Source organism: Spongiactinospora rosea, assembly GCF_003315795.1.
In the GTDB taxonomy this organism is placed as follows: domain Bacteria; phylum Actinomycetota; class Actinomycetes; order Streptosporangiales; family Streptosporangiaceae; genus Spongiactinospora; species Spongiactinospora rosea.
The window spans coordinates 135,655-147,519 of sequence record NZ_QMEY01000015.1 but is presented as its reverse complement, the minus strand read 5'-3'; the positions used below and the strand labels follow the sequence as shown (position 1 = coordinate 147,519).

Genomic DNA, 11,865 nt, shown 5'->3' with positions numbered 1-11,865 from the left:
GCCGCGTCTCCGGCAGGATGACCGCATGGCGGTCAACAACGGCAAGCGGTGGAACCACAACATCCACTACCACCCGCAGATCCTGCGCGCCGTCCCCGCGGGCGCGCGGCGGGCCCTTGACGTGGGGTGCGGCGAGGGCATGCTGGCCCGGGGGCTGCGGCGGGCCGTACCGCACGTCACCGGCATCGACCTGCACGCGCCCAGCGTCGAGCAGGCCCGGGAGCATCCGGGTGACGTGGAGTACATCGTGGGCGACTTCCTCACCCACCCGTTCGAGCCCGCGTCCTTCGACGTCGTCGCGTCAGTGGCCACGCTGCACCATATGGACGCCGCCGCCGGGTTGTCGCGGATGCGTGAGCTGCTGCGCCCCGGCGGTGTCCTGGCGATCGTCGGCCTGGCCCGCAGTGTCATGCCCCGCGACCTGCCGCGCGATCTCGCCGGGGTCATGGCCGGCACCTTCCATCGCGCCGCCAAGGGCAACTGGGAGCACCCCTCCCCGATGGTGTGGCCGCCGCCGGTGACGTATCCGCAGATGCGGGCACTGGCCGCCGAGCTCCTGCCCGGGTCGCGGTTCCGCCGTCACCTGCTGCTGCGCTACAGCATCATCTGGCGCAGGCCCCCGCACTGACACGAAGATCGGTCGCCGCGCGGACGAGCGATGCGACCTCCAGGGAGCGGCTGCCGGGCGGCCAGGCGATCACCGTGGTGACCCGACGTCACCTCCGATGACAGCGTCGCCGCCGCGGCGGTGATCGAGCGGGCGGCGGGGCGGCTGGACGTACTGGTCAACAACGCGGGCATCGGCGGCCGGGTCGCGGACGCCCGAGCAGGGCGCGGCGATCGCGATCCGGCTGGCCACCCTGCCCGATGATGGTCCGCGCGGCGGCTTCTTCGACGATGCGGGTGTCGTCGCCTGGTGAGCGCTGAGCGGGGCCGTTCAGGTGGTTTCGGCGCTGAGGGCCTGCGCCACGGGGCGGCGTGCCGCCAGGCGCGCGGGCAGGGCGGTCAGCGCCGCCGTGGCCAGCAGGATCGCGAGCGCGGCGCCGAGCAGCCAGGAGGCAGGGGGCTGTGTCGCGTTCCTGGCGGCGAATAACGCGTGCAGGCCGATGCCCAGGGGGACGCCGATGAGGGCGCCGGGCAGGCTGGGCAGCAGTTGGGCGGCGGACAGTCCCGTGGTGATCTGCCCGGGGGTGGCCCCGAGTGTGCGGGCGATGGCCATGTTCGCCTGGGCCTCCATGGCGGTGGTCCAGGTGAAGACGATGGTGTTCACGACGGCGAGCGCGACCAGCAGGACGGTGACGGCGAGCATCAGCCGCCGGTCCTGCGCGCCCCGCAGGTTGGGCAGGGCGGAGGAGCCGTCCAGGCCGTACCCTCGCTCTTGCTGGGCGTGGACGGTCAGCAGAGCGCTGATCGCGATCACCGTGGTGGCGGTGGAGCACGCGTGGAGTACGGCCCGGCCCGGCCGCCGGGCGGTCAGCCGCAGCCCGAGAAGGAGCGGTGTGGGCAGCAGCGCCGACAGCGCGGTGAGCCAGGGCCGGTGACGGGGCCGGTGCGCGCCGGCGGTCAGCGCCGTGACGGTCGCGGTGCGCAGGGCCCGCAGGGACGGGCGCAGCGTGGACAGCAGGGCCACCGCCATGGCCAGCGCGGTCGCGATGACGATGGTGACGCCGCCGGGCCCGGCCGCGTCGCCGATCCGGCTGGCGGTGGGGCTGGCGATGGCGGGCATGGCCAGGCGGGCGATCAGCAGTCCCAGCGCGTCACCGGCCAGGGCCAGCGCCAGGTACTCGGTGAGCAGGACGACGGCGATCAGGCCGGGGGTGGCGCCGACGGCCTTGAGCAGCCCGGCCCGGCGCGTCTGCTCGGCGGCGCGTCCCGCGGCCAGAGCCACCACGCCGGTGACGGCCAGGAAGCCGAGCAGCCAGCTGCCGATGACCAGGATCGGCTCGCTGTTCCTGAGGATGGTCATGTCCTGCTGGGCGGTGAACTGCCAGGAGTGGAAGTTGATCCTGACGGTGGCGTCGCGGTGTGCGTCGCGGAACGCCTCGGTCGCGGCGGGGTCGCGCAGCTTGAGGTCCAGGGCGGTGGTCACCGGGAGATTGTGGGAGGAGGCCAGTACGCGGGCATCCGATCGGGTCATCCAGGCCAGGCCGCTGTAGTCGCTGGGGCCTCCGTACGGGCCGATCTGCGCGGCCCAGGGGTAGATGGAGGTGGCCGTGGTGACGGCGATCCCGACGACGGGGTACCTCCGGCCGGCGATGGTGACGTGGTCGCCGACGCCGACGCCCAGCGCGGTGGCGAAGCCGCGTTCGAGGACCGTGCCGCCGGGGCGGACCCAGCGCCCCGAGGTGACCAGCGGCCGGTTGATCGCGCCGGGCGTCTCGGTGAAGCCCTGTACCACCACCGGGGAGGAGATGGAATCGCGCGCGGTGAGGTCGGCGTAGACGACGCGATAGGGGCCGTGGTGGGCGGCCACCTCGGGCGCGCTCGCCAGCGAGGTGAACGCGGAGGTCAGCGCGGGGCCGGTGTCGCCGGACAGCGCCACGACGTCCGGCCCGGCGGTGGCCGCGCGGGTCTGCGCGTACAGCGTGTCGCTCACGCCGCGCAGGGACAGGCCCAGGGCCAGGGTGGCGGTGGCCGCGGCGACCGCGAGCAGGAGCATCGCGGCCTGCGCCTTGTGGCGGCGTACGTCGGCCCACACCAGCAGCGCGACGAGCGCGAGGGAGCCCATGGCGTTCAGCCCTCCAGCCCGATCAGGCCGCCGAGCCCGCCGAGGCCGTGTGGGTGGGAGCCGGCCAGCCGGGTGTCATCGACGAACATCCCGTCGCGCATCGAGATCAGCCGGTCCGCGGTGGCCGCCACCCGCTCGTCGTGCGTGACGATCAGCAGGGTCTGCCCCGCCGAACGCAGTTCCTGGAAGATCCTCAGCACCTCAAGGGTGGCCGCGGTGTCGAGGTTGCCGGTCGGCTCGTCGGCCAGGACGACCAGCGGGTCGTTGGCCAGCGCGCGGGCGACGGCGACCCGCTGGCGCTGCCCGCCGGACAGTTGCGACGGCAGGTGCCCGGCCCGCTCGGCGAGCCCGACCCTTTCCAGCAGCAGGCCCGCACGCCGCTTGGCCTGGCGGCGCGAGCGCCCGGCCAGCAGCGCGGGCAGCTCGACGTTCTCGGCCGCCGACAGTTCCTCCACCAGGTGGAACGCCTGGAAGATGAATCCCACAGAGCGGCGTCGCAGGCGCGCGAGGGCCCGTTCGCTCAGCGTGTCGATGCGCCGCCCGGCCAGCCGCACCTCTCCATCGCTGGGCCGCTCCAGGCCGCCCAGCAGGTGCAGCAGGGTGGATTTTCCGCAGCCGCTGGGGCCCATCACCGCGAGCGTCTGCCCCTGGGGCACGTCCAGGTCGATCTCGTCCACGGCGCGGACCCGGCTCTGGCCCTGGCCGTGCGTCTTCACCAGGCCGCGGGCCTGCAACACGTTCATGCGTCCTCGGTTTCGCCTGCGGCCTTGGCCGTCCAGGCCCGTTCGCAGGAATCCAGCCAGCGCAGATCCGCCTGCAGCCGCAGCACGACCCCTTCCAGCAGCAGGCCCGCGCCCGATCCCGCCGGCTCGGCCAGCGCCGCCTGCTGGACCTCGCGCAGGCGGCGCAGCAGCGCACGGCGCTGCGCCGCCACCAGCTCGACCGGGTCGGCCAGCCGGGCCACCGCGGCGGCGGCGAGCTTGAGGTGGAACTCCGCCAGGTCCGGTTTGGGCCAGCCCACCTCGGCCAGCCAGGCGGCCACCCGCTGCTGCCCGGCGGCCGTCAGCGCATAGACCTTGCGCTCCGGCCGCTCCGGCAGGCCGTCGGCCCGCTCACAGGCCACGAGCCCGGCTCTTTCCAGCCGGGCCAGCGTCACATAGATCTGACCTCGGTTCATCGACTCACCGAGCGGGCCGAGGCTCCGCTGCAGCCGAGCGTGCAGGTGGTACCCATGCGACGGTTCCTTGGCGAGCATCGCCAGCACTGCGTCCTGCATCACACCCCTAACGGTTGGCCCATAGATAGCGGTTACCTATAGGAGGTGTCAAACGCCGCATCAAGGTCCGAGCGGCCTTTCGCCCTGCTCGGGCGCCCTAAGGGCTTGCTGGGGGATGCGTGAAACCATTCCGGCCCATCGGGCAATCAGAGGTGACCGCCTTTCCGAATCGGATGGAGAGCAGTGCGTGACCCAACTACGGATGCCAATGGGGCAACTGGGATGAGCGTTCCGACCCAGCTGGGCATCGACCTCGATCGGATCTTCGACGCGCACTTCGCCGAGATCCACCGCTACATCGCCCGACGGCTTTCCATCGACGACGCCGACGACCTGGCGGCTGAGGTCTTCCTTGTCGCGGCCAGAGGCGGATACGAATCCTCGCTCGGTCAGGTCAGGCCCTGGCTGTACGGCATCGCCACGAATCTCGTCTCCAGACACCGCCGTAGCGAGATCCGCAGGTGGAAAGCGCTCAGCCGGACATCTGAACGCGAGGCGCAAAGCCACGAGGACGCGACGCTCACTCGTGTCGCGGCCGGAGAGCTCAATGGCAGGCTCGCGGGGGCGCTTGCCGGTCTGAACCGTGGTGACCGGGACGTGGTGCTGCTGGTGGCGCTGGGTGGGTTGACCCACCAGGAGGTCGCCGCCGCCCTGGAGATCCCCTGCGGCACCGTCGCGTCCCGGCTCAACCGAGCACGTAAGCAGCTTCGCAAGGCGCTAGGCGACGTCAACCCGCTCAAGGAGGCGCACGGTGGATGAGGTCACGATGCTTGCCCAGGCGATACCGGACGTGCCGCCGCCGTCAGCCGAGACCGTGGCCAGGGCCCGCGCGCGGCTGGCCGCTCGCCAGGCTCCCGCACGGCGGCCTCGCACGCGCTGGGGCTGGACGGCAGGCGCCGCCGTCGCCACCACGGTGGTCGTCATGACAGTGGTCATGCTGGTGTCGAACCTGGTCGGCGTTTCCGAACCCGCGCCGCCGCCCGCGGCTTCCCCGGCCTTCGAGCAGGCGCCGCGTGTCTACAAGGGGCTGGATCGTCTGGCGGGAGCCAGGATGTCACAGTCGGCGACGAAAGTGAGCCTCCGGTTCCGTCCCACAAGCAAGAAGATCACGGTCGTGATCTTCTGCCAGATGCCTGGCTCGATCTTCTTCAGCACTGAGGGAGGGAGCGGCGCTGGCGGCATGTGCGGCCCGGACGGTGCGCTCAGCATGCTCGCGGACAAGGCGTATGAGCCGGGCTGGCTAGGCCGCGATCACAAAATCACGTTCTGGGTCTTCCCCCCCGATGCGCCCGTCGCGCGCGGACGCAGTTCGTGCCCGCCCAAGGGTGCATGCGAGAGGAAGTACGACCTGTCCAGCGCGAAGACAGCCGACCGGCTGGCCGCCAAACTGGGTAAGCGTCTCGGAGCCTGGTCGGTCGCGGCATACGACGTCCCGGCCGCGCCGACGGTCTCATCCGCCGATTAGGGGTGTTCCCCCGAGCGCAACCTTAACCGCCAAGTAACGCTCAGTAACCGGGCTTACGACGGGCGCGGAGCAGCCAGCTCAGCGTCCTTTCCACTACCCAGCGGCGGGGCAGTACGACGAACCCGCGTTGCCCGGGCGGGCGGGAGACGACCTTGATGGTCAGGGCGAGGAAGGTCCGCGCCCAGGTGACCAGCTCGCCGCCGTAGGCGCCATCAGCCCAGGTGAGCGTGATCTCGGGGTGGGTCAGGCGGGCCCGCCACAACAGCTCACGGGCCACCTCGCGGTCCGGGGTGCCCGCCGGGGTGACCATCACCGCCACCGGCAGCCCACCGCCGTCCACTAGAACGGTCCGCTTGCGACCATTAACCTTTTTGCCCGGATCGTATCCGTGCGTCGCCTTACTCATCGTCTCGGATGCTTTGACGCTTTGCGAGTCGATGATCAGCGCCACCGGATTGGGGCAGCGCCCCGAGCGCACCCGGATCGCGCGGCGCAGCTCACCGAGCAGATGCCGTACCACCCCGGCCCGGGCCCAGCGGGCGAAGAACCCGTACACCGCCTGAAAGGGCGGGAAGTCCGCCGGCAGGCTGCGCCACTTGCACCCGCTGTCCACCAGGTAGCGGATCGCATCGACGATGTCACGCCGCGGGTGGGCTTCCGGACGGCCACCGCGCGGCGTCCGGCAGGACGCGACCGGCAACAGCGGCTCGATCAACGCCCATTCGGCATCGTTTGTATCGGAGGGGTACAGGCGGGGTCGCACGGGTTCACGCCCCCGCCTTGGACAGCAAGGTGAGCGCCGCCTGGACGACGTTGAGCTGGCCCAGCACCAGATTGACCCATTCCTCCTCCGGCCGGGTGGCCGCGTGCGGAGCGACCGTCGCCGACAACAGCCGGCTGATCCGGGTCAGCTCCGAGCGCAATCGGGAGCGTTCGTAGGCGATCCAGTCCTCCGGGTGGGAGGAGAACCGGTACCTGTCCGGGTAGGTCCAGATCAGCGGGGTCAGGTGCGCCATCGCCGCCGGCTGGACCAAGACCTTCACCGAGCCGCGGCTCTGCGCTCATGCTTGGGTCTTCCCCCTCAAGATCATCCCAATGTGGGTTTTGGGCTTATGTGGGCTGACCCCCTGACACACCCACGAGGAGTGCTGGTCCGGGTCGAGCCGCGCCCAGACGTCGGCGAGGCCGCGCAGGTGCTCGTCGTCGAGCGGGTCGAAGAAGAGTCTGCGCAGATCGCCGTACTGCCGGCGCCATGCCTTGCCCAGGAGCGCCCTGCCGTCCTTGGTCAGGACCACCTCGAAGCCGCGCCCGTCGTCGGCCGATCGTCGTCTTTCGATCAGGCCGCGATGCTCGAGCCGGTCGGCGAGCCGGGTGAATCCACCGGTGGACATCAGGCGCTGCTGGGCGAGCTCCGACATCCGCATGCCGTTGCGACCGGCCTCGCCCAGCAGCGCCAGCACGTTGTATTCGGCCATGCTCACGTTCAGGGGAGCGAGACCCGCCTCGATCTCTCGCCAGATCCGATCGTGGGTGAGCAGGAACCCTCGCCACGCCTGGTTCTCGAGCTCTCGCAGTTTGTCGGTCGCCATGAGGAGCACGGTATCGGCAGCTCATCTCGGTGACGAACCGATGTGCCCGCCCACACGGGTGTGGCGGCCCGCGGTGAACCGCGGACCGCCACGTGGCCCTACTTGGCCGCGTGCTCCCGGACGCCGGCGGTAAGGACGCCCTGCTGCTTCCACGCGGGGGCGTGATCGTAGATCACCTCAGCGAACGCCTTCGCGGTCTTGCTGTCCTCGGTCCAGCCGCGCTGGAACTCGGACCCGACGGCAAGCCACCCCACCGGAATCGCTCCAGCCTGGATGAGCCGCTGCATCGCGAGCTCGTGAGTCTCCTTGGTGCCGGCGGCCGACGCGTCCCCGACCAGGTACACCTCGTAGCCGCGGTCAAGGGCGGTCAGCGCGGTGAATGACAGGCAGACGTCAGTCTGAACACCCGCCATGATCAGCTTCTGGCGTCCGGTTGCCTCGATGGCCGCGGTGAAGCCCGGGTCGCCGAAGCCGTCGTACATCGGGGGAATGCGCTCAACGACAGGGTGGTCACCCACGACCTGGGCAAGCTCCGGGTAGAGCTGACCTCCCAGGCCGTCGGAGGGGCCTGCCGTGACGACGAACGGTGCGCCGAAGATCTTCGCCACCTTGGCCAGGGCGACAGTGTTGTTCAGGTGCTCCTCCAGAGTGTGGGAACGGAGCAGGTTGGCCATTCCGACCTGGTGGTCGATCAGTACGATCGCCGCGTTGTCGGCGGAGAGCGGGTTGCGTGCCATCGTCTTTTCCTCTTCTGAATCGTGTCGAGTACAGAAAATGCGAGTGGATCCGACACCTGGTCAGTCGGCGTCCACGCCTACTGTAACTTGTCTGCGCAGGCAGGTATTCCAAGATTGTCGTGCGAAAAGCTGCTACCGCGCCCGGCCCGTACGCAGCAGCGCGCGCCCCGGCCAGCAGTACCAGCATGGCCGCCCCGAACACGAGTACGGCGATGGAGACCGGGACAAGCTGCATGAGGACGCCGAGCACGACGCCCTGGCAGCCGTCGGCGTCACCCGGATCTTCGCCGAGAAGATCTCCACCCGCGCCACCACCCGGCCCGAGCTCGACAAGGCCGTCGCCCTGGCTCATGAGTTCCGCACCGCCGGGATCGCGGTCACCCTCGTGGTGCACAAGCACAAACGGCTCGGCCGCGGCCTCGACCTGGCCGCCCTCGCCGAGCAGCTGCGCGCCACCGGCATCGGCCTGGAATTCCTCACCGGCGAGCTTCAGGGCTCCCACGACCCGTCCGGCGTGGTGTTCACCGTGCCGGCCGCGCTGTCGGGCATGGAGCGCAAGTACATCCGCGACCGCACCCTGGAAGGCCACGAATCGGCCCGCGCCCGCGGCAAGACCATCGGCGGCGCCACCGTCACCGACGAGAACATGCTCGCCATGGCCCTGCACCTACGCGATCAGGGGGTCAGCCTGCGCGACATCGCCGCCCGCCTCGTCATCACTAAGGCGCCAAGAAGGGACGGCACCCCTCCCCGGCCACCGTCCTGCGCATGCTGCGTGAACACGACGGAGCCGCCGCCGTGCCGACGACCATGGGGTAGGGGAACCCCTTTATCTCCTGCCGCTCACCATGGTTCGTCGCGGGCGGCCAGCCCTTGCTTGGTGACGAGCGCGGCCAACGCGGTGCGCAGCACGGTGATCCGGGCGGCGGCGTCCGTGCCGTAGATCCCGACCGTCACGGTGGTTTCGGTGGCGTGGAAGGTGGTGCGGCGCTGTTCGGCGGCGCTGCGTGCGGCCGCGAGGATCCGGCCGCGCAGCCGCATCGCCTTTCGCGGGTCGCCTTCGCGGTCCAGGCCGTCGATGGTCAGGTAGGCCAGGAACAGAGGATCCGAGGCGGTGTCGGTGCTGCCGGGCTCGGGTTCGGCGTCCAGCGCACGCCGCAGTTCGGCACGCTCGTCACGGGTCAGGGGCCGCCGTCCGAGCAGGTCGGGCCATCCGTCGGAGCGGGACGGCACGGTGAAGCCGGCCTGTGCCGCGTCCGGGCCTGGAGGGGAGTCGTCGCCCACCATGTGCTCTATTCCTCCGGCTCGTCCTCGACGGCGTTGGGGTCGCGCAGGTCCCGCAGGCTCCTTCCTCCAGTTGGGGGCGGTGGAAGGGGTGGGAGCCGTGGAAGTTGATGTGCTCGAACAGTAGAGGTGACAGGCGGGCCTTGATCTCACGGCCGATGCCCAGGCCGCCAGCCTCCAGCCGGGCGACGGCGGCGTCGATGTAGAGGCTGTTCCACCAAGTGATCGCGTTCAAGCCGAGGCCGAGGGCGCCGAGCTGGTTCTCCATACCGCGTTCATAGGCTTGGCGCAGCTGCCCGAGGTTGCCGAAGAACACGCGGCGGGCGAGCTGGTGGCGGGACTCTCCGGTGTTGAGCTGGGCGCCGATCATCCGCCGGTAGGACTCGACGTGGATGATCTGGAGCAGGTGCAGCGTCTTGAAAATCCGGCCGTAGGCGGCGAACGCGTTGCCCAGACCGGTGAGCCGCCCGCCCGCGGTCATCATCTTGATCAGGTCATAGGCGCGGACCTTGTTCGTCGACAACGATCCGGCGACCCGGACCATGTCATCCCAGTACTGGACGATCGCGGGGACCGACACCCGCCGCAGCTGAAGTTCGTTGAACGCGCCCCACCCGTTGGAGCCGCGGTGGTCGCGGGTGATCTCGCCCTTCAGCATGGCGGCGTCGACCCACCACAGCTGGGTGTCGGTGATGTCGGCATGACGGGGCGCGAACTGGTAGCCGCAGATCGCGAACATGCCGTAGACGACGTCGCTGTAAGAGCCGGTGTCGGTCGTGACGATGTCGGGCGGCTCGGTGGCGTCCAGGCGGTGGATGGCGTCCAGGATGAACATCGAGTCCCGCATCGTCCCCGGCACCACCAGACCGCCGAGCCCCATCACATTGTCCGAGACGGTGTTCAGCCAGGTCGTGCCGCGCGGCCGCTTCCCGATCCCGAAGTACAGCGGAGACGGCCGCGAGTGCAGGGAACGGACGGGGACGACGAACCGCAACCCGTCGGTGGAGGCGACCAGGCCGCCGCCCCAGCCCGCGGTGATCTCGATGCCGGCCTGCTTGTCCACCAGGATCGACGACGCCTTCCCGATGCCCTCACCATGGAAGTAGCCCTTCTCCACCCCGACCAGACGGCTCTCGCCCAACGCGGCGGTGCCGGGCTTGGCCACCGGCGTCAGCCCGATGTTGCACGACCTGACCACCAGCAACGCCGCCAGGCTCAGATCGAGGTCCTCGCGGCGCGCCTGCGACCCGGAGATGTGCGGCATCGCGTCCAAGAACCCCGTCCGGGCGTTGACCTCCAAGATCAGCTCCGGGTAGTCGATCCGGGGCAGCATCCCCGCGACCGCGTCGTGGATCGCGGCGAAACCCTCGGGGTGCGGGGCCGCCTCCAGCCGGGCCAGCGACAGCTTCCCGCCCGAGATCCTGGCCGTGTCGTTGCCCGCCAGGCCCTCCCCGACCTGCCGGAACGCGCCGTCCAGAAGGTCGGCGAGGTCGGCCAGGTGCTCGGCAGGATCCGCCGGGAGGCCGAGCGCGGTCAGCACCGTGTCCCGCTCCCGCGCCCACAGCCGGGGTTCGATCAGCTGGACGCGCGGATCGGCCCACTTGTCGGAGCCGACCGCGTAGACGTCCCGGCGGCGCAGCGCGTCGTGCAGCAGCTCCAGCACGCAGAACACGTAGGCGGGCCGGTCGATCGCCCGGGCCTGCAGCTTCGGATTGGCGAACACCAGCCGCCGCCACGACCCCGTCACCAGGCCCTCGAACCCCCGGACGTGCTCGGCGCCCGGCTTGCGGGCCGCGATCACCTTCGGCAGGCCGCGCAGCGCGGAAAGGACCTCGGCGCCGGCCTCGGTCGCGCCCCAGGGGATCACCGCCGACAGCATGTCGATGAACGGCCTCACCGTCGCATACCGATCGACCAGCGACGCCCGCCATTCGGCGTCGCCGTCGTCGTCTTGGCGTGCAGCCCGTAGGAGGCCAGCTCCGCCAGCTTCACCGGCGCGACCGCCGACAGATCCACCGCACCCGTCCCCAGCCCCAGCACACAGGAGGTGCGATCCAGCGCGGCGACCATCCCCTTGCCGGTCAGCTGCACCACCGGGGTACGCATCCACTCCAGCGTCGAGACCCGCTTGCCCTCCGGCACCTCCAGCGTGCCGATCAGCTCCCGCCGCGTGTGCACCGGCGTCGGTGCCACCACCGCCGCGTTGATCTCCTCCAGCGTCGACAACTGCACATCCCGCACCAGCCGCGCCAACGTCGTGAACCCCGGCAGCTGCACCCGCTTCTCGATCAGATGAAGCACCGCCCGGTCGAATAACTCCCGCCGCGAGTCGCGCGTCGTGGCTACCCGCGAGGCGACGAACCGCACGATCTCCTCTTCGGCCTCGGCGAACTCCCGGAACTTCAACAACTTCCGGATCTCGCCGGTGTGCTCGTACTGCGTCTCACTCCGCTCGGCGTACCGCTTGATACACGACGGATCGTCGATCCCCAGCTGCTCAGCGACGTAGTCGACCACCGCCCACGGGACCTCGATCGGATCCTCCAGGAACGTCCCCAGCATCCGTACGGTGCCCCACTGAACGCTCCAGCCCAGCCGATTGTGCTTGCGCCGCTTCTTCCGAGCCTCCACCAGCCCCTGCTCATCAAGAAAGAAGAACTGCTCCAGCTCCTCGGGCGTCGGGTCGGCCACGAACGCCCCATACCGCCGGACCTGCTCGTCCGAGAGATAGTCAACAGCCACAGAAACGCGACGCTATGGATGCAGACAGCCACTACCGGTCAGTA

14 protein-coding genes and 1 pseudogene are annotated in these 11,865 nt (G+C 70.3%); 4 read left to right on the top strand and 11 right to left on the bottom strand.

Going from position 1 to position 11,865, the window contains the following annotated elements; translation table 11 throughout:
- Nucleotides 1-25: 25 nt before the first annotated feature.
- Nucleotides 26-628, top strand: a complete 603-nt coding sequence (locus DP939_RS29130) for a class I SAM-dependent methyltransferase (protein ID WP_113984020.1) — start codon at nucleotides 26-28, stop codon at nucleotides 626-628.
- Between the two features lie 69 nt (nucleotides 629-697).
- On the opposite strand, the gene DP939_RS46365 is transcribed toward DP939_RS29130, so the two are convergent.
- The 4 genes from DP939_RS46365 to DP939_RS29110 form a co-directional block, all read right to left on the bottom strand.
- The gene (locus DP939_RS46365; RefSeq protein WP_158578741.1) at nucleotides 698-859 is read right to left on the bottom strand and encodes a hypothetical protein; all 162 of its coding nucleotides are present in this window, start codon (nucleotides 857-859) and stop codon (nucleotides 698-700) included.
- Nucleotides 860-937: 78 nt separating this feature from the next.
- On the bottom strand, nucleotides 938-2,728 hold the full coding sequence (locus DP939_RS29120; RefSeq protein ID WP_113984019.1) for an ABC transporter permease: 1,791 nt from the start codon (nucleotides 2,726-2,728) through the stop codon (nucleotides 938-940).
- Between the two features lie 5 nt (nucleotides 2,729-2,733).
- Nucleotides 2,734-3,471, bottom strand: coding sequence for an ABC transporter ATP-binding protein (locus tag DP939_RS29115; protein WP_113984018.1), 738 nt, complete (start codon nucleotides 3,469-3,471; stop codon nucleotides 2,734-2,736).
- Complete coding sequence (locus DP939_RS29110) at nucleotides 3,468-4,004, bottom strand: PadR family transcriptional regulator (protein WP_113984017.1); 537 nt, start codon at nucleotides 4,002-4,004, stop codon at nucleotides 3,468-3,470. Before DP939_RS29110 ends, DP939_RS29115 begins: the two co-directional genes overlap by 4 nt.
- Nucleotides 4,005-4,226: 222 nt before the next feature.
- Here DP939_RS29110 and DP939_RS29105 point away from each other — a divergent pair, with 222 nt between their 5' ends.
- Both DP939_RS29105 and DP939_RS29100 read left to right on the top strand, forming a co-directional pair.
- A complete protein-coding gene (locus DP939_RS29105; RefSeq protein ID WP_113984016.1) occupies nucleotides 4,227-4,763 on the top strand; it encodes an RNA polymerase sigma factor in 537 nt (178 codons plus the stop codon).
- The gene (locus DP939_RS29100; protein ID WP_113984015.1) at nucleotides 4,756-5,469 is read left to right on the top strand and encodes a hypothetical protein; all 714 of its coding nucleotides are present in this window, start codon (nucleotides 4,756-4,758) and stop codon (nucleotides 5,467-5,469) included. The genes DP939_RS29105 and DP939_RS29100 overlap by 8 nt, the downstream gene beginning before the upstream one ends.
- A 55-nt stretch (nucleotides 5,470-5,524) precedes the next feature.
- Here the strand turns inward: DP939_RS29100 and DP939_RS29095 are convergent.
- The 4 genes and pseudogenes from DP939_RS29095 to DP939_RS29080 form a co-directional block, all read right to left on the bottom strand.
- Nucleotides 5,525-6,232: pseudogene (locus DP939_RS29095) on the bottom strand (IS5 family transposase); the annotation flags it as partial.
- Nucleotides 6,233-6,236: 4 nt separating this feature from the next.
- Nucleotides 6,237-6,512, bottom strand: a complete 276-nt coding sequence (locus DP939_RS29090; RefSeq protein WP_113984013.1) for a hypothetical protein — start codon at nucleotides 6,510-6,512, stop codon at nucleotides 6,237-6,239.
- Nucleotides 6,513-6,530: 18 nt separating this feature from the next.
- Nucleotides 6,531-7,058: a MarR family winged helix-turn-helix transcriptional regulator gene (locus DP939_RS29085; protein WP_113984012.1), complete on the bottom strand. Its 528-nt coding sequence runs from the start codon at nucleotides 7,056-7,058 to the stop codon at nucleotides 6,531-6,533.
- A 98-nt stretch (nucleotides 7,059-7,156) separates the two neighbouring features.
- Nucleotides 7,157-7,795: an isochorismatase family protein gene (locus DP939_RS29080; RefSeq protein WP_113984011.1), complete on the bottom strand. Its 639-nt coding sequence runs from the start codon at nucleotides 7,793-7,795 to the stop codon at nucleotides 7,157-7,159.
- On the opposite strand from DP939_RS29080, the gene DP939_RS29075 reads away from it, so the two are divergent.
- On the top strand, nucleotides 7,785-8,738 hold the full coding sequence (locus tag DP939_RS29075; RefSeq protein ID WP_199565486.1) for a recombinase family protein: 954 nt from the start codon (nucleotides 7,785-7,787) through the stop codon (nucleotides 8,736-8,738). The two genes, DP939_RS29080 and DP939_RS29075, sit on opposite strands and share 11 nt — an antisense overlap.
- On the opposite strand, the gene DP939_RS29070 is transcribed toward DP939_RS29075, so the two are convergent.
- The 3 genes from DP939_RS29070 to DP939_RS29060 are packed head-to-tail and all read right to left on the bottom strand — an operon-like array spanning nucleotide 8,639 to nucleotide 11,821.
- Nucleotides 8,639-9,028: a hypothetical protein gene (locus DP939_RS29070; protein WP_113984010.1), complete on the bottom strand. Its 390-nt coding sequence runs from the start codon at nucleotides 9,026-9,028 to the stop codon at nucleotides 8,639-8,641. The two genes, DP939_RS29075 and DP939_RS29070, sit on opposite strands and share 100 nt — an antisense overlap.
- Nucleotides 8,970-10,976: a Tn3 family transposase gene (locus DP939_RS29065; protein ID WP_113984009.1), complete on the bottom strand. Its 2,007-nt coding sequence runs from the start codon at nucleotides 10,974-10,976 to the stop codon at nucleotides 8,970-8,972. The genes DP939_RS29070 and DP939_RS29065 overlap by 59 nt, the downstream gene beginning before the upstream one ends.
- Entirely contained in the window at nucleotides 10,973-11,821 is an 849-nt protein-coding gene (locus DP939_RS29060) for a DUF4158 domain-containing protein (RefSeq protein WP_113984008.1), read from the bottom strand. The genes DP939_RS29065 and DP939_RS29060 overlap by 4 nt, the downstream gene beginning before the upstream one ends.
- Nucleotides 11,822-11,865 lie beyond the last annotated feature (44 nt).